Origin of the sequence: Microcoleus sp. AR_TQ3_B6 (assembly GCF_036702785.1) — a bacterium.
In the GTDB taxonomy this organism is placed as follows: Bacteria; Cyanobacteriota; Cyanobacteriia; order Cyanobacteriales; family Microcoleaceae; genus Microcoleus.
The window spans coordinates 34,654-59,630 of record NZ_JAUBVJ010000036.1 but is presented as its reverse complement, the minus strand read 5'-3'; the positions used below and the strand labels follow the sequence as shown (position 1 = coordinate 59,630).

Genomic DNA, 24,977 nt, shown 5'->3' with positions numbered 1-24,977 from the left:
CTAAAATCGCAGGAAGTTTGGGTGAAGGAAGTTATTAAAAATTTGTCAGAGTTTAGGAAGGGCCCGTTAGCGAAAGCGTTGCGATCCGAAGGAAAGCCCTCCAAGAGGATCGCGCCAAAGCTGCTGTCGCTGTTGTGGCTGTTCGCGATCGCCTGGGTAGGTTTCTTGTGGAATCTCGGCAATATCGGTTTAGTTGACGAAACCGAACCGTTGTTTGCCGAAGCGGCCCGTCAAATGACGGTGACAGGGGATTGGATCACTCCTTATTTCAACGGCGAAACCAGGTTTGACAAACCGCCGTTGATTTACTGGCTGATGGCGGTGGCTTACCGCACTCTGGGCGTTAACGAATGGGCCGTGCGTCTTCCCTCGGCTTTGTGCGCGATAGGTCTGACTTGCCTGGGATTTTATACCCTCTCGAAGGAAGAAGGAAGAAGGAAGGAGGAAGAAGGAAGAGGGGATGAAGAAGAAGGAAAATTCTTCCCCACTCAAAACTCAAAACTCAAAACTCCCCGTCTTCCGCTCTTTTTTTCTACTCCTTGGATTGGTGCGGCCCTAATAGCTTTAAATCCCCAAACTATTGCCTGGGGACGGACTGGCGTTTCAGATATGCTATTAGTCGGCTGTATGTGTTCGGCACTGCTGGCATTTTTCCTCGGTTACACTCTAGATGAACAGAGAGAACAAGCAGAATTTTCCACTGTTTCCGCTTCCAGATTTCCTAATAAGTGGTATCTGACTTTTTACGTACTAATTGCCTTAGCAATTCTGGCTAAGGGGCCTGTGGGAATTGTCGTGCCAGCGCTGATTGTTGGCAGCTTCGGGCTTTATTTGGGAAATTTTCGGCAACTTTGGCGCGAAATGCGTCCGGTGTCGGGAATCTTGATTATTCTGGCGATCGCCCTGCCTTGGTACATTTTGGTTATTTTAGCCAACGGTCAAACTTATATTGACAGTTTTTTCGGCTATCACAATTTCCAGCGTTTTACTGGAGTAGTCAACAAGCACTCGGCGCCTTGGTATTTTTACTTTTTTGTAGTGCTAGTTGGTTTTGCACCTTGGTCGATTTATTTGCCGGTGGCGATCGCCCGCACCCGTTTTTGGCAGCGCAGTTACTGGCGCCGTCAACCGCGAGCGGCTCAGTTGAGTTTATTTGCCCTATTTTGGTTCGGCTGCATCTTTGGCTTTTTTACGATCGCCGTGACCAAATTGCCCAGTTATGTATTGCCTTTAATCCCCGCCGCTGCGATTTTGGTAACGCTGCTGTGGAGCGATATTATTGCAGGCAACGAACCCGAAAACAGGCGGGCAAAGTTAGAAAAAAAACTGAATTCTTTACCGCGAGGGCTGTTAGTTACATACATTTTTAATGTGATATTTTTATTAATTGTAGCCGGAGCAACTTTCTACTGCTACAACTGGCTGGGAGATGACCCGGCAATGCCCAATTTTCCCCAAGCAATTCAGCAGTCGGGATTGCTGATTGTCGGCGGTGCGATTTGGATAACTGCAGCGGTGGCGATCGCACTTTTACTTTGGAAGCGGCAACAGCGCTGGATTTTGGTTGCTAACTTCATCGGGTTAGTAGCATTTATCATCTTTGGTCTTACTCCAGCCTACAAAGTGGTCGATATCAACCGCCAGTTACCTCTGAGACAGTTAGCGCAGGTTGCCGTTCAACAAAAACTGCCGGGGGAAGAGTTTATTATGGTTGGTTTCTGGAAACCAAGTCTGGTTTTTTATACCCAAGGACCGGTGACTTACTACCGAGCTGTCACCAAGGCGATCGACTACATTAAGCAATCTAAAAACCCAACTTCTCCCTCTATTTTGGTACTGGGATATCCAGACAAATTTGTGGAATTAGGATTGCAGCCAAATCAATATCAATTGTTGGACAGTCGGGGCGCTTACCAACTCGCCAGGGTTCCGAGACAAGCGTTTCGATAGTGCATTGTAGTGCGGCTGCGGTGAGCCGACCTATTAGGAAGAATTCATGGAATTCACTGGAAAATTTGAAACTCACATTACCGTTTGCCTCAAGGACTTGGACAGAGTAGAGGCGCTTGAACAATGGGGCATTAATCATGGTCTAAAACTTCTCCATATAGTTCTAGACCGTGGGGTTACTGTATCTCAACTAATGTTGACGCGGCATGGGCAAGGTAGCCTGACAAACGAGTTAAAGACTGCATTTGATTCAAGCCAATCTCTAAATGCTGAAGGCTTCACGGTGACACGCATCAAAATTGAGGTGCCACAGTGGAACCAGAGTGTTCCGCAGTCTAATGCCGAAGCACTAAACCATCCATGCGATCGCTACTTTGAGCATCATATCAAACTGTTGCTTGAACCTTCTGCTGATATTCTGCCTCTGATTGACCTGGCCCAAAGACATTGTGCTCATCTCTCTCGTAATCTCTTCCAGACTCGGAGTGACCAATATCACGAGCGATTTGTCACTCAGCGTTGTATCTCTGTTGGTCGTGTTGAAGCTCAACAACAACTTCAAAGTCTCTTAAAAGCGATTGCTACTTTGAGATATTTAGCGATCGATGTCGAAGCAGAATTTGTTGTCTATGATAGTAATCTTGACCTTGACGCAGGTTGGATTCAAGGGAAAAAATCACCAATTTTACACCTATAATTATCAAGCAGAATATAAAATCGGAGGAGAGGATGTATAATAGGGAAAAAACCACCAATTTCACAGGGATAACTATCAAGCATAATATAAAGGAGGATTAATGAAATACGATCCGAAGACATACATTATTGTTTCAGAACAAGGTCAGAAAATTGAACGGCCAACAGTTTTCGAGCCTGCACTAATTCCCCAGAAGCATCTTCGGGGAGCATTTCGTCTGGGAGAGCCAATATTTGAAGATCCAGAAATTAGAACTCAATGGCTGAATATTCGTCGGCAAGTTATGGATTATCTGCTGCAAATTATTAGTTGTTCAATCTGGAAAGATCGCCTTGTTTTACGAGGTAGTTTATTACTGAAAGCATGGTTGGGAGATGTGGCGAGAGAACCCGGTGATATAGATTGGGTTTTTAGACCTCACGATATTAGCGTCAATTCCCCTTTATCTAGAGAATTGTTCAATGGATTAATTCAGATAGTTTCAGATCATCCTCATGTAGGTAATGCGATTATTGACGTTGACAAAATCTCCATAACTGAGATTTGGACTTATGAACGTGCATCAGGTAGGCGCATTATTTTTCCTTGGAAAGCAGACGGTTTTCCTTCAGGAGATTTGCATATGGATGTGGTTTTTAATGAAGAACTGTTGTGCCAGCCAATTCAGGTATATATCCCTTCCTCAATTGCTGAAAATAGTTTAGTGTGGGCAGCTTCTAAAGAACTGTCATTGGCATGGAAATTGCTTTGGTTAGAAACCGATACTTATCCACAAGGCAAAGATTTGTATGATGCAACACTCTTAGCGGAGCAAACTTCATTGTCCTTTGACATTCTTTATAAAGTTCTTCATTCAAGTGAAGATTGGAAGAATCAGGCTGCAGGGCAACCAAACTTTTCTTGGAAATCTGGATTTCCTTGGACAGAATCACCGGGTTCAGCATATCTAGATTGGGACAATTTTAAGCTAGAGTATCCTGGGGTTGAAGGGGAGGCAAAGGATTGGCAAGCTCGGCTTTCACGGGCCTTAGCACCGACATTTGCCAACCTTGATGATTGAACCTTTAGATAACTGGTTAGAGAATCAAGGAATTAGATAGATATCATAGAAGTCAGAAAGGGAGCGATCGCTCATAATTAAGGGAGTGTCTACAGCCACCCAACATCATCGAGAAAAGCGTATTTAGAAAAGGGGAAGATTAGGATTCCAATCAATGAAGCCCAAAAGCAGTTGCAGCAGTCGATCGCTCCCATGAGTCAGTCACTTCAACCGATCGCGATCGCAGGACAGACTAGCAATGCAGTGTTATTATCTGAATCTGACGGGGCATCTGTGCAGGAGACACTGTTTCTTCTATCAGTCCCAGGGATGCGATAATCGATTCGGTTCGGAATGGCAACGCCGATCGAGGATTGCGATCGCCCTTTGGAGTGGTGAGGAGGGCCGACCATACGTGCCATAATCAGCCATATTATCTGGTACGCCATCGCCTAAATATATGGATGCGCTAATCGGCAAAACTTTACAGGGTGGAAAGTACACCCTCGAACAAGAATTGGGAAGAGGCGGCTTTGGAATAACTTTCAGGGCAAATCACCGCTATTTAGGACAGCCTGTAGTCATAAAAACCCTCAACGAATCTCTGCGACAGCAACCCAATTTTGCTGAGTTCGATCGCAAATTTCAAGACGAAGCGAGGCGGTTGGCTTCCTGCGTCCATCCGAATATTGTCCGCGTCAGCGATTTCTTTGTGGAAGACGGACAGCCTTACATGGTGATGGACTACATAGCCGGTCAGAATTTGGGCGATGTAGTCGGTTCAAATAATCCGCTGCCAGAAAATCTCGCAATTCTCTACATCACGCAAATAGGGGCTGCTTTAAAAGTGGTGCATCAAAAGGGTTTGCTGCACCGAGATGTCAAGCCGCAAAACATTATTTTGCGCCAAGGTACTCACGAAGTTGTGCTGATTGATTTTGGCATAGCCCGCGAGTTTACTCCTGGTGCAACCCAAAGTCACACTAATATGGTGTCCGACGGCTACGCGCCCCCCGAACAGTATTTTGCCCAAGGAAAATATACGCCCGCAACAGATGTTTACGGTCTGGCGGCGACGCTTTACACTTTACTGACAGCACAGGTGCCGGTGGCTGCAATTTTGCGCACCAGCCAGCCGATGCCTTCACCCCGGGACTTGCAGCCTCAGCTAAGTGCCGCGGTCAGTTCGGGGGTGATGCGGGGGATGACGGTAGAGGCTCAAAATCGCCCTGCTAGCGTGGATGAGTGGCTGTCGCTGCTGCGGGGGCAGCCTCACGGTGCAGCGTCGCCGAGCACCGGGCCGACGGTGGCGGTGATTCCGGGACACGGGCCTCAGTCGCCTGCGGGTTCCAGAACAGCGCCTGCTGTGGTGCCTTCTGGGTCCGGCAACCGCAAGGTTTGGTCGATTTTGGGGCTCGCGGCGATCGCACTTATTGTGGCAGGTTTGGTCGGGATTGCGAGGGTTTTCCTCAACAGGCCGTCTTCGGAACCCGCACCGGTAGCCCAGGACGATCGCACATCAGCCCCAGCAGATCCAGAGGCGCGATCGATCCCCGCACCAATTCCCGCGCCCGCACCAACGCCTTTCTCGCCGACTCGCAGAGAAACTCCGCCGCCTGCTGCGGAAACTCCAACCCCAACACCGGCTCCAACCCCAACCCCAACACCGGCCCCAACCCCAACACCAGCCCCAACGGGGGCGGACAGGGGGGCACCGCCCCTAGAACAGCCGACGGAAAAACTTGTTGACAAAGAGTTGCCGCCCGATCGATCGCCCGCACCCAGCGAACAACCGGGAACCAACGATCGGAAGACTCCCACAATCCCTGGGTTTGCCGTTGGTACGGCGGAAAGTCAGATTTTATCCGAATTGGGAGAACCCACTGACTCTAAAGCCCGGGGCTATTGGCCAAATACTCGCACCGCACTTTACGAAATATTGCCAAATCGGATTACTCTCGGCTACATTTACGATCGCGATTCGGGCCAGCTAGTACAAACAGAGGGTTCTTTTGCCCAGTCGGTGGACGATTTGGTAGTGCGAACCGCGTTAAACGGGATGGTGGGCGGCGCCAGCCGGGAGATTTTGCAAGGCTTCCGAGACGTGCAGCAGCGCCGAACTAATCGGTTTACGTTTAAGAAGGGTTCGCTGGAAGGGACGATCGAACGGAATGAGCGCGATCGGATTTACATCGGCGTCTGGGACGAAAATTTGCATTAATTAGGAATTACGCACGGGAGGTCAGAAACCGGTTTTTTTTGCCAGATACTTCGTTACAGCCCGCCTTAACCGCAAAAAACCCGGTTTCTTTAATCCCCAATCCCCAATCCCAAATCCCAAATCTCAAATCGCTACAGCCCGCCTTAACCGCAAAAAAACCGGTTTCTTTAATCCCCAATCCCAAATCCCAAATCTAAAATCTAAAATCTAAAATCCCTTGACGCAACACGAAATATTGTCTATGATCAAAGAACACACGAGGGGCTGTAATGGTTTCGACAGGGTGGCGAAAGCTGCTCCGTGATGCAGGTCGAGAGGGAGTCTACTCTCGTTAATATCGGCTCAAACAAAAAAGTAAATGCGAACAACATCGTTCCTTTCGCTCGTGTAAACAAAACTGTTGCTGTAGCCTAAAAACTTCTTAAGCCCAGTTTAGAGCGTCTGCCACCTAACTCCGTTAACGGTAGCAGAACAACCCCCAACGGATGCCCTAGCTAAACGTTTCTAGTCGGCTAGCTAGGAAAGCAATCACTAGAAAATCCCCCCATTTGGGATAAAGATGGTTCCCGCCCTGAGGATGAGAAGGGATAAACCTGTGAACGATCGGAAGGTAAATACCCGCTTTGGACGGCAGTTCGATTCTGCCCAGTTCCATAAAAAAAGTAACGTAAAATCAATGGTTTAAACCATTTGAAAGTTACTTTAAAGCATTAAAAGGGCCCAGAGTTAACTCTGGGTCCTTTTGTTTGAGCTATATCTCGCTTATAGCTGAGTCTATATCCCCCTAAATCGCCCTTAAAAAGGGGAGTAGGGGTTGACTTTGAGTTCTCTTGTCCCCCCCCGGACGCGGTGGGCGCCAGGGGGATCGAGGTTTGAGACACGAGAGTGCGTAAATCCTGATTGATTGCTGGCTCAAAATCGATCGACCAATGAACACTCAACAGTCAACAAGCAACATAAATTACCAACCCATTAGCGAGGCTGCGGGTTCATATAATTATAACTTCACCCTGTCTGTACGTTCTTAGAGCCTGTCGGGCGATATACTATTAGGCGGTAAAGCCTTAAAAATCTTTACAAAGACCCCGATTTTTAAGCCTACTCCTACGAAGGACGGGTGAAAAATTATATGCTGAGCGCTCAAAAGCTGGAAAAATGAACCCAGGAATTGACTTACAAGGAAGTTTCGTAGAAGCCCTAATCAATTGGGGCTTGCCGGCGGAGATCGCCAAAGTGCTTTGGCTACCGCTGCCAATGTTGCTGATGATTGTCGGTGCTGTATTCGGGGTACTTACTAGTGTCTGGCTAGAGCGGAAAATTTCCGCCGCCGCTCAACAGCGGGTAGGCCCGGAATTTATTGGCCCTCTGGGAACGCTAGCACCCGTTGCCGACGGTCTGAAGTTGGTATTCAAAGAAGACATTGTACCGGCAAAAGCTGACGCCCTGCTGTTCACGCTGGGCCCGGTAATTGTGGTGATTCCAGTTTTTCTCTCCTACTTAATCGTGCCCTTCGGAGAGCATATGCTGATCGCCGATATCGGGACAGCGATATTTCTGTGGATTGCTCTTTCTAGCATTCAGCCGATCGGCTTGCTGATGTCCGGCTATGCTTCCAACAACAAATACGCCCTCCTAGGCGGACTCAGAGCAGCCGCTCAATCCCTCAGCTACGAAATTCCCCTAGCTTTGGCAGTATTGGCAGTTGTGATGATGTCCAACAGCCTCAGTACGATCGACATCGTACACCAGCAAGCCGGCTACGGCATTCTCGGCTGGAATATCTGGCGGCAACCCGCAGGTTTCCTGATTTTCTGGATCGCAGCACTAGCAGAATGCGAACGGTTGCCCTTTGACCTCCCGGAAGCAGAAGAAGAATTGGTAGCAGGATATCAGACTGAGTACTCGGGCATGAAATTTGCTTTGTACTACATCGCTTCCTACGTTAACCTAGTCCTTTCTTGCCTGCTAGTAGCAGTTTTGTACCTCGGCGGCTGGGAAAGTCCGATTCCGGTCGGAGTCATCACAAATGCCCTGGGATTGAGCGAGACGACTCCTTGGTTGCAGGTAATTACCGGCACGCTGGGCATTACGATGACCATGCTGAAAGCCTACTTTTTCCTGTTTCTGGCAGTTCTGCTCCGCTGGACTCTGCCGCGAGTTCGGATCGACCAATTGCTAGATTTGGGATGGAAGTTTTTGCTGCCCGTTGCTTTAGTTAATTTGCTATTGACCGCAGCTTTGAAGCTTGCCTTTCCTTTTGCTTTTGGCGGTTAATTGATAATAGGTAAATGGCAACAGGTAAAAAAAAAAGCTGTTAACCAATTACCTATTATCAATTAGCAATGACCAAAAACTCAAGTACAGAGAGAGAACACCATGCTAAAATTCCTCAATCAAGTAGGCGAATACGCCAAAGAAAGTTTTCAAGCTGCTAAGTATATCGGTCAAGGTCTAGCTGTTACTTTTGACCACATGAGACGCCGCCCGATTACGGTGCAGTATCCTTACGAGAAATTAATTCCTTCCGAACGTTTTCGGGGCAGAATTCACTTTGAATTTGACAAGTGCATCTCCTGCGAAGTTTGCGTTCGGGTGTGTCCGATCAACTTACCTGTAGTGGATTGGGAATTTAACAAAGAAACCAAGAAGAAACAACTCAAGCACTACAGTATCGATTTCGGTGTTTGTATCTTCTGCGGCAACTGCGTAGAATATTGTCCGACTAATTGTTTGTCCATGACAGAAGAATACGAGTTAGGCGTTTACGAGCGCCACGAATTGAATTTTGACAACGTGGCTCTCGGACGTTTGCCCTACAAGGTTACAGATGACCCGATGGTAACACCGCTGCGGGAATTCGCTTATTTGCCGAAAGGTCCGATCAACCCTCATGAAGTTCCCAGCAGCGATCGGCGCGCTGGTCTCCCTTCAGAGTAAATTCTCGAAAAATAGGTAATTAGTCATTAGTCAGCAGTCATCAGTTATTAGTGAAATAATCATTATCAATGACTGCTAACTAATAAGTAAAAACGAACCATAGAAAACTAAGGATTGAGGATTAAAAATTGTGAATCTAGCCGAAGGGGTTCAAATTGTTTCGTTTGGCATACTGTCCGTAATGATGATTGCAGGAGCATTAGGAGTAGTGCTGTTCTCCAACATCGTTTACTCAGCTTTTTTGCTGTGCGGCGTATTTACGAGCATTGCCGGGTTGTACCTGTTGCTGAATGCCGACTTTGTAGCAGCAGCGCAGGTATTGATTTATGTTGGCGCTGTTAACGTCTTGATTTTGTTTGCGATTATGTTGGTGAACAAGCGAGAAGATTTCCGCACTATTCCCAACGCTTGGGTGCGTCAAGTAGCCACAGCAGTGGTTTGTGCTGGTTTATTTGCGCTTTTGGGTACGATGGTGGTTTCTAGTCCTTGGGCTATTGTGGCGACGACAGGAGCACCTGCACAAAGTTCGATCGTCACGATCGCCAAACATTTCTTCACTGACTATTTGCTACCTTTCGAGTTAGCATCAGTGTTTTTGTTGATGGCAATGGTAGGAGCAATTGTGCTAGCACGCCGCGATTTCTTGCCCGATCAATTGTCGTCGAACAAGCTATCTGAAACACCAGCTTTTAGTTTGCAAGAAAGACCTCGCGAATTAGTTTCTGCCGGAGATGTTTCTTCGCCGGAATCTAAGTAACACTAGGGTGCGCGCTGCGCACCTATCTGTCTGTTTGGTAGTAATATTGATTGAGAGAAAATCGCAAAATTTATGCAACTGCAACTCCAGTATTTTCTGTTATTAGCCGCCGCACTTTTCTGCATTGGTGTTTATGGTTTGATTACTAGCCGAAATGCGGTGCGGGTGTTAATGTCAATCGAGTTGATGCTGAATGCTGTCAATCTTAATTTGATGGCTTTCTCCAATTATCTTGACCCCGTACAGATTAAAGGTCAAGTATTTACGGTGTTTGTAGTTACCGTAGCCGCTGCTGAGGCTGCCGTAGGTTTGGCAATTGTTTTGGCGATTTATCGCAACCGCAATACAGTAGACATGGAAGAGTTTAATTTGCTGAAGTGGTAATTAGTCAATAGTCATCAGTCATCAGTCATCAGTCATTAGTGACAAACTAATGCAGATTAAAGACTGATGACTAAGGACTAAGGACTAATGACTTCTAGTAATTTCTAGAGTAATTCTGCCACCGAAATCAGGGATGGGGGCAGCAGGTTTCGAGAGTTGTAGTTTAACTTTTTCGACTAAGGGTAGTTGTAAAAGCGCTTGGGCAATAGTATCTGCTAGGCGTTCGATTAATAAAAACTTCGAGTCTTTGACTAGCTTTTGAATCAGAGTAATTGCGCTGCGGTAATCAAGAGTGTGTTGAATATCATCACTTTTTCCAGCTTGCGATAAATCCAGCCAGAGAGTAACATCCACTTCAAACCACTGGCCCAAAACTTGCTCTTCCGGCAGATAGCCCGTATATCCGTAGCAGCGAATTCCTGTAAGTTGAATAGAATCCATTTTGTAATAAACTAAAAGTGCGTTGCCTATACCAATTTGTATTAAACCAGATAAAGTTATCTTTCTCTTCCCTCTCTTTTTGCGATCCCTTTACCACTTCCCTCTGCGCCCTCTGCGACCTCTGCGGTTAAATCAGTCTTATTTTATCTTAAATTTCACAACTGTCCTCCTTTCTCCAACTTGTCCAGTAAATCCTCAGCAACTTCATACCATTTCCGCCTAATTTCTGCATCTTCTGGCTTTTCTGTCAAGATACGACCTTGGAATTCGGGATATTTATTGTAATATAATTCATCAACTTTTTGATAGAAGATATCTTGATTTATATTGAGATTTTTGCGCCGTTTACCAATCTTTTCTTGACGAATTATTTCAGCTTGCTGTAAGGATGTATCGGCAGGTTGCTGGCGCGAAGAAAATTTAGGTAAATCCGGCAACTTGGGCAACGTGAAACCAGATTTGACTACACTAAAAGCTAACATTCCGGGCAACAAAACCACGCTTAAACTCCCTAGGGTTTTCCAAGGTATTAACTTAAAAATGTTGTGGTTTTTAACAATTTGAGGGTTGGGGTTAACAGGAGTATGATTGCTGGTAGCAGTTTGAGTGGCGTTTTTGAAAGGGCGGCCGACAAAGTTCATTGTCACCATTTGGGAAATTATACTGCTAATTTGAGATAGTTTTGGATCTTTGAGTGCTTCGCGGACTGCTTTTGCAGACTGGTAGCGATCGCCCGGTTGTTCTGCTAGCATCTTATCCAATACCGCGGCTAAATTTGGGCTGACACTGACGTGCGATCGCCAATCCCAAGTTTTGCCGTTAATATCGTACAATTTTTGAGGCTTTTTGCCCGTTAGCAAGACTAAAGCCGTGACTGCTAAAGCATATAAATCGCTAGCCGGAGACACTTTACCCTGCCGCATTTGTTCCGGGGGCGAATAACCCTGTTTGCCGATCGCCGTATCGGATTGTCGGTTAAACTGATGTACGGCATTAGCTGCGATTTGTTTGACTGAACCGAAATCAATTAAAAATGGTAGTTTGTCAGCATCATGCTGAATAATATTATCCGGGGAAATATCGCGGTGAATTAAATTTTTTGAGTGGATGTATTCTAAAACTGGTAAAAGCTGAAATAGCAGTTGAGTAATTTCGGATTCTGTAAAATTTTTACCTTGTTGCTGACGCGATATCAGTATTTGTTCGTAGGTTTGACCCGGGATATAATCTTGCACTAAAAATAAAGATTGATTGCCGCCGATATCGGTTCGCAGGAGTTCTCGAAAGCGGGGGATTTGCGGGTGTTGGAGGTTGTAAAGCATACTCGATTCGCGATCGAACAATTCGGCAGCTTTCGGGCTGTGAACAACCGGAGAAAACTCTTTGAGCACGCAATGTTCGTTGTAGCGGTTGATGTCTTCGGCGAGGTAAGTGCGGCCGAAGCCACCGCGGCCTAATTCGCGGAGGATGCGGTAGCGTTTTTCGAGAGTTGAACCGGGGGCGAGGAGGGAGGAGTTAGACATAAACAACGGAAAATTGTTCGAGTTGGGGAGTCGCCGAGCACAGTATAGCTTATTGTAGCTAAGTTTGTTTACCAGGGAGTCAGATGGGTTAATCCGAAACACTGCTTAGCCACTCACAAAACTCATCCGGTGTCAATGCAGGACGATCGCCTGATTTAGCCAAAGATTCCTGCACAACTTCAGCCATTGTTTGTACGTAATTTGGGTGTTCTTTTTCTATTGCTCCCAGTACAGCGTTTTTCAGACTAACTGATTGTACGCGCTTGCGAGATTTGCTGAACTTCATGAGGGTTAATTGTGATGCTAGCGGGCATCTGTTTCACCTCTCAATACTATCAAAGCTTCTAACTACTTTCTGATTCTTTCCCGGTCGCGAGCGTAAAGCGGCTATTTTGTAAATCGATTTCTGCTAGAGCCTGAGCCTGCGCCAATTTCATATTCAAATCTTCCAAAAACCAAAGGCTACGGGGAAACCAGAGCAACTCGAAAACCGGAGAGCTGAAGCAAGCTGCGCTCGGCCGAACAACCGTAAGTACGAAAGTCGCTTCTGCAACAAAACGGCTCGTCGTTCGAGGAGCCACCACGCAGCACTCGGTAATTATCCGTGCCAGCTTCCCAGGAGCTTCCGTTAGTTGGTGCGCTATCGTAGTTTCCGTGCCACCTATCGCTGCACCACTCCTGAACATTTCCGTGCATATCGTATAGTCCAAAGGCATTGGGGGGAAATCTCCCGACATCAGTTGTTTCTTTGGACGGATATTGCAGGGGTACCAAGTAACGCACTGATTCATATTGACAGTTGACTAAATCGGAGGCAATGGTTTCCCCAAAATGAAATGGGGTTGTTGTTCGGGCACGACAGGCGTATTCCCATTCTGCTTCACTCAAAAGGCGATATTTTCTCTCGGTTGTTTGCGAGAGTTTGGCACAAAATTCGACGGCATCATCCCAGGATACATTTTCAACAGGACGTTTTTCACCTTGGAAATAGGATGGGTTGTTTCCCATCACCGCTTGCCACTGTGCTTGGGTGATGGCATATTTTCCTGCATAAAAAGCGGGTACTTTTACTTGATGCTCGGGGCTTTGTTCATCAATTATAGGATGTTTCCGTGTTCTTGGTGAACCCATCATAAAAATGCCACCTGGAATATAAACCATTTCCAGCACAATTCCGTTCCCTAAGTCTTCGGGGAAGAAGTGAGCATAATTATGGGTGGGATTTTTTTTATACGAATCAATTTTTATCACATCAAAGTCAAAAGTAGGCAAATAGTTTTGGAACTGCTGTTTGAGACTTAGTTGATTTATGCCTCTCAGCAGCCAATATGCAGCCAGTTTCACGGCCATTGATTTATCATCTTGCAGTGCGCCCATGATTAAATCTAAGCCCGTTTTCCCATATTTGAGTGCTTCAGACAGTGCGGCGATTCGGACTTCGGCAGCGGCTGAAGCTAAACGACTTTTAACGCCGGGAATCCCGCCTAAGACGGCCGCACCTAATGGCACTGGAGATTCACCGCCCTTGACGGCATCGTATTCTCTGGGTTGATTTTGAGTTTCTGTCATAATTTTATTTCTTGCTCTCCAAACTAGATCGGCACTTACACACTGTAACCAAAGAAACCGGGTTTTTTAGCTTATCTACGCACTCTAACAAAGTATTTTCGTAAAAAAACCCGGTTTCTGACCACTCGTGGGTAAGTCCTATACTACAAATCTCGATGCGTAAACTCCTTAGCATCTTTCCCTACATAACTCGCGGCAACATGGCCATCTCCAACAACTCGATACTTATAGGTAATCAACCCCTCTAAACCAACAGGGCCGCGAGGCGGCATTTGCTGCGTGCTAATCCCCACTTCTGCACCGAAACCGTAGCGGAAACCGTCGGCAAATCGAGTCGAACAATTGTGATAAACTCCGGCCGCATCGACTCCATTTAAAAATGTTTCGGCGGTTTCGCTATCTTCGGTAACAATGACATCTGTATGTCGGGAACCGTAAGTATTGATATGGTTAATTGCCTCTTCCACAGAATCTACTATTTTGATTGACAAAATTAAATCGCTGTATTCTGTAGACCAATCTGCATCATTTGCTTCGGCAATATTTTCTAGGATGGCGCGAGTTTTTTCGTCTCCCCGCAATTCGACTTTTTTCTGCTGCAAAGCTTCGGCAACTGCGGGCAGGAATTTGGGGGCGATCGCACTGTGAACTAACAAGGTTTCAATGGCATTGCAGGCGGCTGGATACTGAGTTTTTGCATCGACAGAAATCTCTACTGCTTTCTGAATATCCGCCGCTTTGTCGGCGTACAGATGACAAATTCCGTCGGCGTGTCCCAAGACGGGAATCCGCGTGTTTTCCTGCACGAACCGCACGAAGGAATTAGAACCTCTGGGAATAATCAAATCTACATATTCATCCATTTTGAGCAGTTCGATTGTTTCTTCCCGCGTGGTGAGCAACTGCACGGCTTCTGGATTAACCGGTGTTTCTGCTAATGCTTGATGTATCACTTTTGTCAAGATTTCGCAGGAACGGACTGCTTCTTTGCCGCCTTTGAGAATGACGCCGTTTCCGGATTTGATTGCCAAGGATACTATCTGAATTAAAGCTTCTGGGCGCGCTTCAAAAATAATGCCTAAAACGCCCAAAGGACAGGTGATGCGCTTCAGAATTAATCCTGTATCCAATTCACGGTGGATTTGCACGACACCGATCGGGTCAGGGAGTTTCGCAACGTCGCGCACGCCTGCGATCGCACTTTTCAACTTGCTCTCATCCAACTTGAGGCGATCGTACAGCGGTTTGGCAATTCTCTCCGCCTCGGCCGCCTTGCAGTCAGCCGCATTCGCCGCCACAATATCCGCCGCAGCAGCTTCTAAAGCTTTCGCCACAGCCTCAATAGCTTGATTTTTGGCATCAGCGGACAAAACTGCCAACTTTCTAGCAGATACGCGCGTTTTTTGGGCAATTTCAATAATAGACATAGCAGTAAATTTTAAATAGTTTTGGGTTTTGGGTTTTGGGTTTTGGGTTTTGAGTGTTGAATTGAATCCCTAGAAATAAATTTAGGGGCGGTTTTCTGTTTTAACAATTCTCAAAGAAATTCTATATTTTTGTTGAGATCCCTTACAGCCATTCGCCTTTACACGTTAAAACAGGGAAGTATAGACAAAATCCCACGATCATTTCCATTTGTCAATAACCTTCGGAGAGTATTATGTCATCTCAGGCCCCCTTACGCAAGGCAGGGCGATCGCCCAAAGCCGGCGTTAAACTGATACAAAAAACTCGCCCAAATCTCGTTTTAGCTTCCGGCGTCACTATTACCATGCTATTTGGTATGGTGTTAGCGCTATCCTTAGCCTCAGTTTTGATTCTCAACAGTCCCGATCCAGTCGTCGGATTGTCGATCGCACTTCCCATAACTCTGATTTTTAACATCGCTGCTTTTTTCCTATCGCCTTACTTGATGGACTTAACCCAAAATTGGCTCTACCATACTCGCTGGGTTTCCCTAGCAGAAATTGAAAGCCTAAGTCCCGAAACAGCGAAAGTTATTAAGAAGGTTTGCCAGCAGAAAAAACTTCAGCAGCCGCGTTTAGGAATTATCGACGACCAAAACCCTACTGCTTTTACTTACGGTTCATTTCCCAACAGCGCTCGCTTAGTCGTCAGTCAAGGTCTTTTCACCTATTTAGACGACGATGAAATTGCCACTGTTTACGCCCACGAACTCGGTCACATCGTCCACTGGGACTTTGCAGTAATGACTTTAGCTTCGACTTTGGTGCAGATTACTTATTTAATTTACACTACCGCTCAAAGAATGGGTCGAAGTGGTGGCAACAAAGCTAAAGATGCGGCGGGTACTGTAGCTGCTGTTGCTTATTTGTTTTACCTCGCTGGCACTTATTTGCTGCTGTATTTGTCGCGGACGCGAGAATATTTTGCCGACCGTTTTGCAGCCGAAACTACTGGCAACCCCAATGCTTTGTCTCGCGCTTTGGTAAAAATTGCTTACGGTATTTTGGAAGAAGGACAAACAGCAACAGAACCCAGCCGTTTATTAGAAGGAACTCGCGCTTTAGGCATTTACGATGCTAAAGCTGCCACATCTACTGGCACTGCTTACAGGATTTCTTCGGAACCAGAAAAGATTGGGCGAGTGTTTTTGTGGGATATGTTTAATCCCTGGGGTTGGTGGATGGAGTTGAACTCTACTCACCCGCTGACTGGTAAACGAGTTCGCGCTTTGAGCACTTATGCCGAACAATTAGGCTTGGATGTTGAGTTTGACATGGGCCGGATTGTCGGCGAAGGCAACCATTTGAGCAAGGGGAGATTGTACGGAAATTTTGTGTTCGATTTGCTGCTGTACAGTGCAGAAACTCTGGGCTTAGCCGTGGGTTTGGCGATCGGCATTGCGCTGTATGCTGTAAATCCGATGATGATGGTTGCTTGTCCTTTAATCGCTTTGGGCGTGGGAATTTTGCTCAAGACTTTGGTGATGTTCCCGAATTACGAACAAGCCAAACCTTTGGATGTTTTAACTTTAATGTCTGACCCTTATGCAAGTCCTTTGCGAGGTCAACCTGCGAAACTGCAAGGCGAATTAATTGGTCGCGGCGATGCGGGTTATACCTTCGGTTCTGATTTGAAATTGCAAGACACAACGGGAATGATTTATCTGCGCTATGCTTCTCGTTTTGGGCCAATTGGTAATTTTCTGTTTGGCATGAAACGGGTTAAAAGTTTGATGGGAATGGATGTTAGCGCTTTGGGTTGGTTCCGCCGGGGTGTGGCACCTTGGATGGATTTGATTCAGCTTGAAAGCCATAGCGGTACGGTGGTTAGTAGCTATCACCGCTTCTGGTCTTTTGTCATGGGTATAGGTGCGATCGCGATCGGGACTGCATCTCTATTTGTGTCATTTCCAGCTTAAGATTTGATTGATTGCTTGGCCAAGGATAAAATGGTGTATTTGCAGATACCCGATTTTTTGAAGAAGTGGGGTATCTGCCGATCGCCGAAGGAGAATTTTGCTATAATATCCAGTATAATTGGTTATTCATGGACTGTTCGATTGGTATCTGAAGGGGGAGTAATTTTTCTGATGAGTTTAGCGGGAACCCCACCGAAAAGAGTATAAGGTGGTACATCTTTATTGACAACAGAACCAGCCGCTACGACTGAATGTTCTCCAATTATACAAGGCCCAATCACAGTAACGTTACTAGCGAGCCAAGCTCCCTTTTTAATGATTACGTCTCTTCCAACACCCGGAACTGTTGTCTGTCTTTCACGGTCGAATGTGTTATAATCATGGGTGCCAGTTAACACTGTCACGTGCAGTCCAAAAAACGCATATTCTTCTATTTTAATGAAACCAGAAATTGTGTTAAATGTAGCATTGTTTACAACTGCGGTTCGATCAATTTGCAAGCGATCTTCATTCCCATAAAGCAAGTATTTATGAAGAATGTTTCTTTCCATATACCTGTCAATTGCGAAGTTAAATATTTTTGCCAATAACAATGTATCGTAAATTTTAATGGCAAGTAGCTTAAGTTTTTTGTTCATGATTGCAAAACTATTTTTTTTCTATGTAAGTCAGGTTTAACATTTCCCGCACTACCAATCTTGTGTTGATTTGGCACAGTTGATATGCTGAATTTTCTAATCCTTGAAAGGGTTCCAGTCTTAAGTTGACACCAATAGGCAAGCGCCTAAGTCCCTACTATACTGGAATACGCTGTCTAACCAAACATAATATCAGCTCTTGGTTAATGAAATTACGATCGCCAACATGACACTCAAAATTGCTACAATTAGTTTGTTGTTGATAGTATTAAGTTTAGCAGTCAGCAACCCCAGCAAAAAAGTTAAGGAAGACTTAACAAATTTGACCGCCCAAACGAAAAATAGGGATAAAAAAAACACCGTGCAAGATTTTCTTGATGCCAGTGCGAAATTAGAAAAAGTAGCTGGCGATTTCCAATTTATAGAAGGCCCGATCTGGCATCCAGACGGCTTTTTGCTGTTCAGCGATATTCCCGCCGATATTATCTATAAATTCGCCTCAAATCAGGAAGTTGAGGTATTTCGCCGCCCTTCGGGAAAAGCCAACGGGAATACTTTAGACAAAGAAAACCGCTTACTTACTGCCGAACACGAAAATCGCCGCGTATCCCGCACTGAAAAAGACGGCAAAGTGATCGCATTGGCGGATAGATACGAGGGCAAGCGGCTTAACAGTCCGAACGATTTGGTTGTTAAATCCGACGGCAGCATTTATTTTACCGATCCGTCCTACGGTGTTACTAAAGAGCAGGAAGAATTGGGTTTTTACGGTGTTTACAGGCTGGCACCCGACGGAAAATTAACTCTGCTGGTTAAGGATTTGGTGCTGCCGAACGGCATCGCTTTTTCACCAGACGAGCAAAAACTTTATGTCAACAATTCGGAAGCGAAATACATTGCTGTTTACGATGTAAAACCGGACGGAACTGTTACAAATGAGCGGCTTTTTGCTGATTTAAAAGATGCCAGTCAAGGCGGAGTTCCCGACGGTCTAAAAGTTGATTTAGAGGGGAATGTTTACAGCACCGGGCCGGGGGGAGTGTGGATTTTATCGCCGGATGGCAAGCTTTTGGGGAAGATTTCTGTGCCTGAGACGGCGACTAATTTGGCTTGGGGAGAAAGCGATCGCAAAACGCTTTACATTACGGCAAATACAAGTCTGTATCGGATTCGACTTAAAATTGCGGGTGTGCGGCCTGGAAAATAATCTAAAATAGGGCGAATTTGAAAGTAAAGCGGTTTGTCGTGAGGACTAAAGTTCTCACGACAAACACTTTTTATTAGGGGTAATTGAGCGGGCATGATATAATCATACTTTTGAAAATTAGTCATTCTCAAATCTCAAATCTCAAATCTCAAACCTCAAATGGTATTAATAGCTCGGTTGCACAAATTTCTGACTGCTAAAGTCGATCGCACATCGCGATCGCACACAATATTTTGGTTAACTCTGAGCTTGACATTTGCCACAGTTTATGGTATTTTAGGACTCAAGCAAGTCTTTAGCGCCGAGTATATGGTGCAAGACGATGCGAGGCAGCACGTTTTCTGGATGATGCGGTTTGTCGATCCTGAATTATTCCCCAAGGATTTCATTGCTAATTATTTTCAATCAGTCGCCCCTGCAGGATACAGCACGCTCTACAAATTAGCAGCAACAATTGGGATTCACCCGCTATTTTTTCACAAAATATTGCCGCTATTTCTCGGCTTAATCTCCACTTATTACTGTTTTGGTCTTTGCCTAGAAATGCTGCCAGTGCCGATGAGTGGATTTATTGCATCTTTGCTGCTAAATCAGCATATGTGGATGACCGACGATTTGGCTTCCACAACGCCAAGAGCTTTTATCTATCCGATATTTCTGGCTTTTTTATATTATTTGTCGCGAAGTTCCTTGCTGCCTTGTTTGGGAGCGATCGCCCTGATCGGACTATTCTATCCTCCTTACGCCTTGGTTGCTGCTGGAATTTTAGTTTTGCGGCTGCTAGGCTGGGAAAATGGCGGCTTGCGCTTGTCGGGCGATCGAACTAATTACCTATTTTGCACTACAGGTTTGGGAGTAATCTTTTTAGTAATGCTGCCCTATGCCTTAGATAACTCTGAATTTGGCCCAACTTATACCGCAGCAGAAGCGAAGCAAATGGGCGAATTTGCACCAGACGGCAGAAATGCTTTTTTTCGTCCAAACCCGGTAGATTATTGGCTGACAGGGCGGGGCAGCGGGATGTTTCCCAAGTCGCTGTTTACGCCTGTAACTCACTGTGTCGGGCTGTTATTTCCGCTGCTGCTGTTTTTGCGATCGGCTTTTCCCTTAGCAAATCAGATTCAAAGCAAAATCTGGCTTTTGCTTCAGCTATTTTTAGCATCCTCGGCGATATTTTTTGCGGCTCACGCCACCATTTTTAAGCTGTATCAACCAGGTCGCTATACGGCCTACAGTTTGCGATTTATTATTGTTTTGATAAGTGCGATCGCCCTAACTTTAATTATCGATGGAGTCGGTCATTGGGCATCAAAAACGGCAACAACATTTCATTTTAAAAACCTAGTTGCACTAATTACGACAGCGACAATCGCTGTCACAGTCCTGCTTTATCCCTGCTTGGTTGAAAAATTTCCCACAGTCGGGTATGTAGAAGGTAAAATGCCGGATTTGTACAAATTTTTTCAGGAACAACCTAAAGATATCTTGATTGCTTCGATCGCGGCAGAGACGGATTATTTGCCAACATTTAGTCAGCGTTCGGTTTTGGTGGCAAAGGAATATGCAGTGCCTTATCAGAAAGGCTACTACAGCCAATATCTGCAGCGAGTTAACGATTTAATTCGCGCTCAGTACACTCCCGAGCGAGCTGTATTGCAAAGTTTTATAGATAACTATGGAGTGGATTTTTGGATGCTCGATCGCAAGGCTTTGACTCTTGATTATGTAGAGAATTACGGCTGGATCGATGACTTTGATTCTACACCGCAGGCGATGCTTTCTCTCAAACAAGGGAAAATTCCCGCCTTAGCTTCAGCAATGACAAGTTGTGCTGTTTTTGAGAATGAAATTGTAGTGGTTTTGGAGGCGTCTTGTATTGTGAAATCGGCGGGAAATTAAGGCATCGCAGGCGATCGCATTATCATTGATAGCAAGATGGTCAAAGCTGTAAACTGTAGGTCTATCTGAAACTGCCTCAGCTAATTTTGCTTCACCGGAACCAAAATCACCAATAGTGTAGTCGCTACGTGGTTGACACCAGCGAATCATCTCCTCCTAGGGAATAACTGCCCAATTTTTTCTTGATTCTTGATACAAAGTATGGTGATGCGCCCACTCTTGAGGGTTTTCCTGTAATAGAAGCTGGCCATTCGTGGTCAGGCCCATTAGAACATTGCCACCAAGCTTTTTTTGCTGAGCCTGCTGCCACTTGTTCTGGAGTGAGCCACCATTCTTTGTGGGATGCCACTGCGCGGCTAGTTGAGGGTCTATAATTGATAAAGGGTTTTTCATCGAAAATACCTGTTGTAAATTGTTAATTTTTGTAAAAAAATGACAGATCAACTAAAACAATTTTTAGAGCTTTCGGAATCGGAAATAGAAAATATAAGAAATACTACCATCAAAGATAGGTGTCACCCTGTCAAGAGACTATTATATCCCAAAGATAGAGGCGAAAGAGACTTTCAAGTTATAAGAAATACTGAAAGAGCATTGAGGCATCTCAAGCAACATCATACTCAATGGCTTAGGAATTTAAAGCCAAGGCTTCTTAATATTGATGATTATTCAACTTCTTCTGGAGCTTTAGGAGAAATCAGAGCTTTGGGAGCCATACTAGAGGCTGGTATTTCAGTAGAACCAATAAACGAAAACGGAGCGGATTTTTGGGTTGAAGATAACCAAGAAAAAGTTTTTATAGAAGTACACTCAAAGCAGTTGCATGATAAAGAATCTGAATCGTTAGAAAAATTCTACAATGATTTAAGGAATGAAAGGACTGAGAGTGACAGAAACACAGGATCGGTTATTGCTGAGCATAGAACTGTTCCTTATGGAAAACCCGAAAAAAAAGATGAAAATGTAACTGCAAATGCTATAAGCAAACTATGCGCTATAAAACAAAGAGAGCATCAAATGAGTACAAACTCTACGTCTATCCTATGGTTAGATTTTCAAGATGAGGTATGGAAATTATTAGATAAAGTCGAGAGAGTATTACCTGTAAGAACTAGGAATGGGGCTTTTGACTCGGGAGAATTATGGTATGCCTTTTATGGCTGGAAAGATGCTCCTATTTTTCAAGACTTTAGCTTGGATAGGCTTCTTAATGATGAAAAAAAAATGGGTCATCCGGGACGATTTAGAAATTCTACTAAACCTACTAAATTAGATGCTGTCATAATATCTTTTTCCAGAAATACGGTAATTTTAGAAAACCCTTTCAGTAAAAAAGCAATTAAACCATCTTTATGGAAAAAATTAACTTTGCTGCCTTGGTTTAATTTTGAGTATTCATATACAAACTGGCCTGCGATGAATTTAAGACACAGAATAGAGCTAGAGGAAGAAAAGTTAAAAAAGTTAATAGAGTTATCATCTATAGATTTATAAGCAAGCGTAAGCTTCCATCCCTGCTGCTTTCCAATCTTCATTTGGTTATTTGATGTTAAAAAGGCGATATTACTTTATATAGTGTGCCTGGGTAAGTCCTGTCTCGTAAACCCACCCAAGCTTGCTCAAATATTGCGCTCGAGCGACCGGACATAATACAATTGTGATTCGTACTGGCTCTGATAAAACGAGAAAAACTGTTCGGATTCCTCAGCTACAATTGCTGCATGGATATTCTGTAGGATCGATCGCCCAATACGTTATAATTCCCATAAGAGATAATGGTGCGGGTCAATGACACAAGTTCTCGATCGGGAAACTCTCGATGGGCGAGTGGTGCTCAACGGCACTTGGGAGCAATTCAAGTTAATCCAGAAGGTTTCGGAAGCTTCCCCTGGCATAAAGTTGTCTTTTTTTGCAGGGGCGATCGAGATTCTGATGCCGGGATTCCAACACGAAAATTTTTCTGAAATTATTGCTTACTTGGTGACCACTTTTCTGCTGCAACAAGCTATTAAGTTTTACCCTTCTGGTTCAATGACGCAGGAGAAGACGCCAGAAGTTTCAACTCAAGCAGACAAATCGTTTTGTTTGGGAGAACCTAAGTTGATTCCCGATTTGTCGATCGAGGTGGTTTATACTAGCGGTGGACTCAGCAAGTTGCCAAAATATCGAGCTTTGGGCGTGCCTGAAATCTGGTTTTGGGAAGATGGCACGCTGCGGCTGTATCATCTGGGCGAAGATGGCTACGAGCAAGTAATTCAGAGTCAACTGTCAGGATTGGAAACGCTGGATATCGATTTGCTAAGACGCTGCATTTTAATGGGTGAAACTGATTTTGCTGAAGCGGTTAAGGTTTTTGGGCAGGGAATCTCGATCGATCGTACATGACAGCAAGACCTTCGATTTTCCTAATCAGCACGCACGCTGGCCACGGATTTTATCTCGCGCTTGGCAAAGATGAATATTGTTAGCGGGTTTCCCAACGGCTCTTTTAAACCTGACGAGAGTTTAACTAGGGCTGAGTATGCGGCTTTGCTGGCGAAGGCGTTTGAATTGCTGCCGCGCCGTGAGGCGGCGGATTTTTGGGCGCCCGGGAACCCCGGGCTAATCTAGCTGGGTTTTTGGCTGGATATCCAGACAGCACGTTTCGCCCGCAGCAGAATTTGACTATAGCTGAGACGCATCGAATCTTTGGTAAACGGCTTGCAGTTTGTCGGTGGCAATCCGAATTCTTTGAGCGTTTGTGTCTATCGAGCTCAGATTCCCAGTTTTGGAACCGACTCCATAGCAACCGCCACAGAGGGCAAAATCCCGGTCAACTATCCCGCGCCCGAAAAGCTTTCCCCCGCCCGCGACATCACCTGCGGCGAGATATCCGCCCTCATTTACCAAACTCTGGTAGCCACAAACCGGGCCTAGCCAATTAACTCTCCCTACATCGTCTCAGGGAATAGGGAGACAAGGGAGAGGAGAACTTGGGCTACCAACAACCAACCCATCTCTCCTCGCCCTTGTCTGCGATTCCCTCACTCTGGCCCACACTCACCGACTCTTGCCCGCTTCCACTCTTCCAAGTATTGATTTGCGAGTACCCGAATCGTTTTATGATTGAACATTAAGAAATTAAGCAATCTTTAAGGTTCGACTGTCAGATTATGGCTAAAATTCAATTCTCTCGGGGTATAGACGAAGATGCTGTGCCCGAAGTGCGCCTAACCCGTTCTAAAAGCGGAGAGCAAGGCACTGCCACGTTTATCTTTGTAAAGCCCACAGCTCTCAGCAACACCAGTACCGAAGACATTACTGGAATGTACATGATCGACGACGAAGGCGAAATCATCACTCGCGATGTTAACGCTAAGTTCATCAACGGTAAGCCTGAGGGTTTGGAAGCTCTTTATATAATGAAAAGTTCCGCAGAATGGGATCGATTTATGCGTTTCATGGAACGCTACTCGGAAGCAAACGGCTTAGGATTTAGCAAGGCATAATGGGTAGTTGGTAATTGGTAATTGGCAATGGGTAATTAGCCGATCGCCCGTTGCCGGTTGCCGATTACTTAGAAGAAGAAACTATGAAGCAAATTCCTCACCCCGACTTATCTAAAATAAACGTAAATTGCGCTATCATTACTGTTAGCGACACGCGCTCGCGTGACACAGACAATAGCGGCTTGTTAACTAATAACCTGCTAAAAGATGCCGGTCACTATGTGGTAGCTTACACTGTTATTAAAGATGATGCGGCAAAAATTTTATTGCAAATGCAGGCGTTTTCCCAGCGTGAAGATGTGGATGCAATCATTGTTAACGGCGGGACGGGCATCGCTCCCCGAGATACGACTTACGATGTCCTGGAAAGTTTGCTAGACAGGATTTTACCGGGATTTGGGGAGATATTTCGGTTTTTGAGCTATCAAGAAATTGGTTCGAGGGCGATCGCCTCTCGCGCCGTTGCAGGCGTGTATAAAGGCAAGTTAGTCTTTTCTCTTCCTGGCTCTAGCAATGCCGTGAAACTAGCTGTGGAAAAGCTAATTTTACCGGAATTAGTTCACTTGGTGACGCAGTTGCGCCGTGGGTGATATCAATTCCGGTAACACCGGAATGATGGTCCGTTGGGAGTGGTCCGTGGGGGAATGTGGAATTATGAACCTTGACTTTCTCATTCCCATCCAACCGGAAACGATATGAGGTCGCTTTCTTCAATCTCTTCAATTTCTTCAATCTAAAATCTAAAATCTAAAATCTAAAATCGACTGGTGACGCAGTTGCGCCGTGGGTGATATCAATTCCGGTAACACCGGAATGATGGTCCGTTGGGAGTGGTCCGTGGG

General features: G+C 45.4%; 26 protein-coding genes and 1 other RNA gene. 18 read left to right on the top strand and 9 right to left on the bottom strand.

The window, feature by feature from the left end; genetic code table 11:
• Positions 1-21 precede the first annotated feature (21 nt).
• From QUB56_RS18200 to QUB56_RS18190, 3 genes are all read left to right on the top strand, one after another.
• The gene (locus tag QUB56_RS18200; protein WP_332957029.1) at positions 22-1,950 is read left to right on the top strand and encodes a glycosyltransferase family 39 protein; all 1,929 of its coding nucleotides are present in this window, start codon (positions 22-24) and stop codon (positions 1,948-1,950) included.
• Positions 1,951-1,996: 46 nt separating this feature from the next.
• Positions 1,997-2,647, top strand: coding sequence for a hypothetical protein (locus tag QUB56_RS18195; RefSeq protein ID WP_332957028.1), 651 nt, complete (start codon positions 1,997-1,999; stop codon positions 2,645-2,647).
• A 100-nt stretch (positions 2,648-2,747) separates the two neighbouring features.
• The gene (locus QUB56_RS18190) at positions 2,748-3,707 is read left to right on the top strand and encodes a nucleotidyl transferase AbiEii/AbiGii toxin family protein (RefSeq protein ID WP_332957027.1); all 960 of its coding nucleotides are present in this window, start codon (positions 2,748-2,750) and stop codon (positions 3,705-3,707) included.
• 206 nt (positions 3,708-3,913) lie between these two features.
• On the opposite strand, the gene QUB56_RS18185 is transcribed toward QUB56_RS18190, so the two are convergent.
• Positions 3,914-4,135, bottom strand: coding sequence for a hypothetical protein (locus QUB56_RS18185; RefSeq protein ID WP_332957026.1), 222 nt, complete (start codon positions 4,133-4,135; stop codon positions 3,914-3,916).
• 11 nt (positions 4,136-4,146) lie between these two features.
• On the opposite strand from QUB56_RS18185, the gene QUB56_RS18180 reads away from it, so the two are divergent.
• From QUB56_RS18180 to nuoK, 6 genes are all read left to right on the top strand, one after another.
• Positions 4,147-5,907, top strand: a complete 1,761-nt coding sequence (locus QUB56_RS18180; protein ID WP_332957025.1) for a serine/threonine-protein kinase — start codon at positions 4,147-4,149, stop codon at positions 5,905-5,907.
• Between the two features lie 260 nt (positions 5,908-6,167).
• Positions 6,168-6,564, top strand: a transfer-messenger RNA (tmRNA) gene (gene ssrA, locus QUB56_RS18175).
• Positions 6,565-7,062: 498 nt separating this feature from the next.
• Positions 7,063-8,181 carry an NADH-quinone oxidoreductase subunit NuoH gene (nuoH, locus tag QUB56_RS18170; RefSeq protein WP_332957023.1) on the top strand — a complete coding sequence of 373 codons (1,119 nt, stop codon included), beginning with the start codon at positions 7,063-7,065 and terminating at the stop codon, positions 8,179-8,181.
• 102 nt (positions 8,182-8,283) lie between these two features.
• On the top strand, positions 8,284-8,844 hold the full coding sequence (gene ndhI / locus QUB56_RS18165; RefSeq protein WP_332957022.1) for an NAD(P)H-quinone oxidoreductase subunit I: 561 nt from the start codon (positions 8,284-8,286) through the stop codon (positions 8,842-8,844).
• 130 nt (positions 8,845-8,974) lie between these two features.
• Positions 8,975-9,601 carry an NADH-quinone oxidoreductase subunit J gene (locus tag QUB56_RS18160; RefSeq protein WP_332957020.1) on the top strand — a complete coding sequence of 209 codons (627 nt, stop codon included), beginning with the start codon at positions 8,975-8,977 and terminating at the stop codon, positions 9,599-9,601.
• 78 nt (positions 9,602-9,679) lie between these two features.
• Positions 9,680-9,985 carry an NADH-quinone oxidoreductase subunit NuoK gene (gene nuoK / locus QUB56_RS18155; protein WP_190743676.1) on the top strand — a complete coding sequence of 102 codons (306 nt, stop codon included), beginning with the start codon at positions 9,680-9,682 and terminating at the stop codon, positions 9,983-9,985.
• Between the two features lie 84 nt (positions 9,986-10,069).
• Here the strand turns inward: nuoK and folB are convergent, their stop codons facing one another.
• The 5 genes from folB to QUB56_RS18130 form a co-directional block, all read right to left on the bottom strand.
• Positions 10,070-10,426 carry a dihydroneopterin aldolase gene (folB, locus tag QUB56_RS18150; protein WP_172190257.1) on the bottom strand — a complete coding sequence of 119 codons (357 nt, stop codon included), beginning with the start codon at positions 10,424-10,426 and terminating at the stop codon, positions 10,070-10,072.
• Between the two features lie 155 nt (positions 10,427-10,581).
• Positions 10,582-11,949, bottom strand: coding sequence for a serine/threonine-protein kinase (locus QUB56_RS18145; protein ID WP_332957019.1), 1,368 nt, complete (start codon positions 11,947-11,949; stop codon positions 10,582-10,584).
• Between the two features lie 88 nt (positions 11,950-12,037).
• Positions 12,038-12,235 carry a hypothetical protein gene (locus QUB56_RS18140; protein WP_332957017.1) on the bottom strand — a complete coding sequence of 66 codons (198 nt, stop codon included), beginning with the start codon at positions 12,233-12,235 and terminating at the stop codon, positions 12,038-12,040.
• A 176-nt stretch (positions 12,236-12,411) separates the two neighbouring features.
• Positions 12,412-13,518 carry a formylglycine-generating enzyme family protein gene (locus tag QUB56_RS18135; protein ID WP_332957016.1) on the bottom strand — a complete coding sequence of 369 codons (1,107 nt, stop codon included), beginning with the start codon at positions 13,516-13,518 and terminating at the stop codon, positions 12,412-12,414.
• 143 nt (positions 13,519-13,661) lie between these two features.
• Positions 13,662-14,945 (bottom strand): glutamate-5-semialdehyde dehydrogenase, encoded by a 1,284-nt coding sequence (locus QUB56_RS18130; protein ID WP_332957015.1) that lies wholly within the window; start codon positions 14,943-14,945, stop codon positions 13,662-13,664.
• Positions 14,946-15,178: 233 nt separating this feature from the next.
• Between QUB56_RS18130 and QUB56_RS18125 the strand changes: the two genes are divergently transcribed.
• Complete coding sequence (locus QUB56_RS18125; protein ID WP_332957013.1) at positions 15,179-16,903, top strand: zinc metalloprotease HtpX; 1,725 nt, start codon at positions 15,179-15,181, stop codon at positions 16,901-16,903.
• Between the two features lie 122 nt (positions 16,904-17,025).
• Here QUB56_RS18125 and QUB56_RS18120 read toward each other — a convergent pair whose 3' ends face one another.
• A complete protein-coding gene (locus QUB56_RS18120) occupies positions 17,026-17,541 on the bottom strand; it encodes an acyltransferase (RefSeq protein ID WP_332957012.1) in 516 nt (171 codons plus the stop codon).
• Positions 17,542-17,740: 199 nt separating this feature from the next.
• Here QUB56_RS18120 and QUB56_RS18115 point away from each other — a divergent pair, with 199 nt between their 5' ends.
• Both QUB56_RS18115 and QUB56_RS18110 read left to right on the top strand, forming a co-directional pair.
• The gene (locus QUB56_RS18115; RefSeq protein ID WP_332957011.1) at positions 17,741-18,748 is read left to right on the top strand and encodes an SMP-30/gluconolactonase/LRE family protein; all 1,008 of its coding nucleotides are present in this window, start codon (positions 17,741-17,743) and stop codon (positions 18,746-18,748) included.
• 159 nt (positions 18,749-18,907) lie between these two features.
• On the top strand, positions 18,908-20,647 hold the full coding sequence (locus tag QUB56_RS18110; protein ID WP_332957010.1) for a hypothetical protein: 1,740 nt from the start codon (positions 18,908-18,910) through the stop codon (positions 20,645-20,647).
• Here QUB56_RS18110 and QUB56_RS37310 read toward each other — a convergent pair.
• Complete coding sequence (locus tag QUB56_RS37310) at positions 20,561-20,797, bottom strand: hypothetical protein (protein ID WP_445243369.1); 237 nt, start codon at positions 20,795-20,797, stop codon at positions 20,561-20,563. The two genes, QUB56_RS18110 and QUB56_RS37310, sit on opposite strands and share 87 nt — an antisense overlap.
• The gene (locus QUB56_RS37305) at positions 20,772-20,957 is read right to left on the bottom strand and encodes a zinc-ribbon domain-containing protein (RefSeq protein WP_445243370.1); all 186 of its coding nucleotides are present in this window, start codon (positions 20,955-20,957) and stop codon (positions 20,772-20,774) included. The genes QUB56_RS37310 and QUB56_RS37305 overlap by 26 nt, the downstream gene beginning before the upstream one ends.
• 122 nt (positions 20,958-21,079) lie before the next feature.
• On the opposite strand from QUB56_RS37305, the gene QUB56_RS18100 reads away from it, so the two are divergent.
• The 6 genes from QUB56_RS18100 (at position 21,080) to QUB56_RS18075 (ending at position 24,725) form a co-directional block, all read left to right on the top strand.
• A complete protein-coding gene (locus QUB56_RS18100; RefSeq protein ID WP_332957006.1) occupies positions 21,080-22,141 on the top strand; it encodes a hypothetical protein in 1,062 nt (353 codons plus the stop codon).
• 294 nt (positions 22,142-22,435) lie between these two features.
• Positions 22,436-23,032, top strand: a complete 597-nt coding sequence (locus QUB56_RS18095) for a Uma2 family endonuclease (protein WP_332957004.1) — start codon at positions 22,436-22,438, stop codon at positions 23,030-23,032.
• Between the two features lie 36 nt (positions 23,033-23,068).
• A complete protein-coding gene (locus QUB56_RS18090; RefSeq protein WP_332957049.1) occupies positions 23,069-23,257 on the top strand; it encodes an S-layer homology domain-containing protein in 189 nt (62 codons plus the stop codon).
• Between the two features lie 78 nt (positions 23,258-23,335).
• Complete coding sequence (locus tag QUB56_RS18085) at positions 23,336-23,563, top strand: hypothetical protein (protein WP_332957003.1); 228 nt, start codon at positions 23,336-23,338, stop codon at positions 23,561-23,563.
• Between the two features lie 236 nt (positions 23,564-23,799).
• A complete protein-coding gene (gene psb28, locus QUB56_RS18080; protein WP_332957000.1) occupies positions 23,800-24,135 on the top strand; it encodes a photosystem II reaction center protein Psb28 in 336 nt (111 codons plus the stop codon).
• An 83-nt stretch (positions 24,136-24,218) separates the two neighbouring features.
• Positions 24,219-24,725: a molybdenum cofactor biosynthesis protein B gene (locus QUB56_RS18075; protein ID WP_332956998.1), complete on the top strand. Its 507-nt coding sequence runs from the start codon at positions 24,219-24,221 to the stop codon at positions 24,723-24,725.
• The last annotated feature ends 252 nt before the right edge of the window (positions 24,726-24,977 follow it).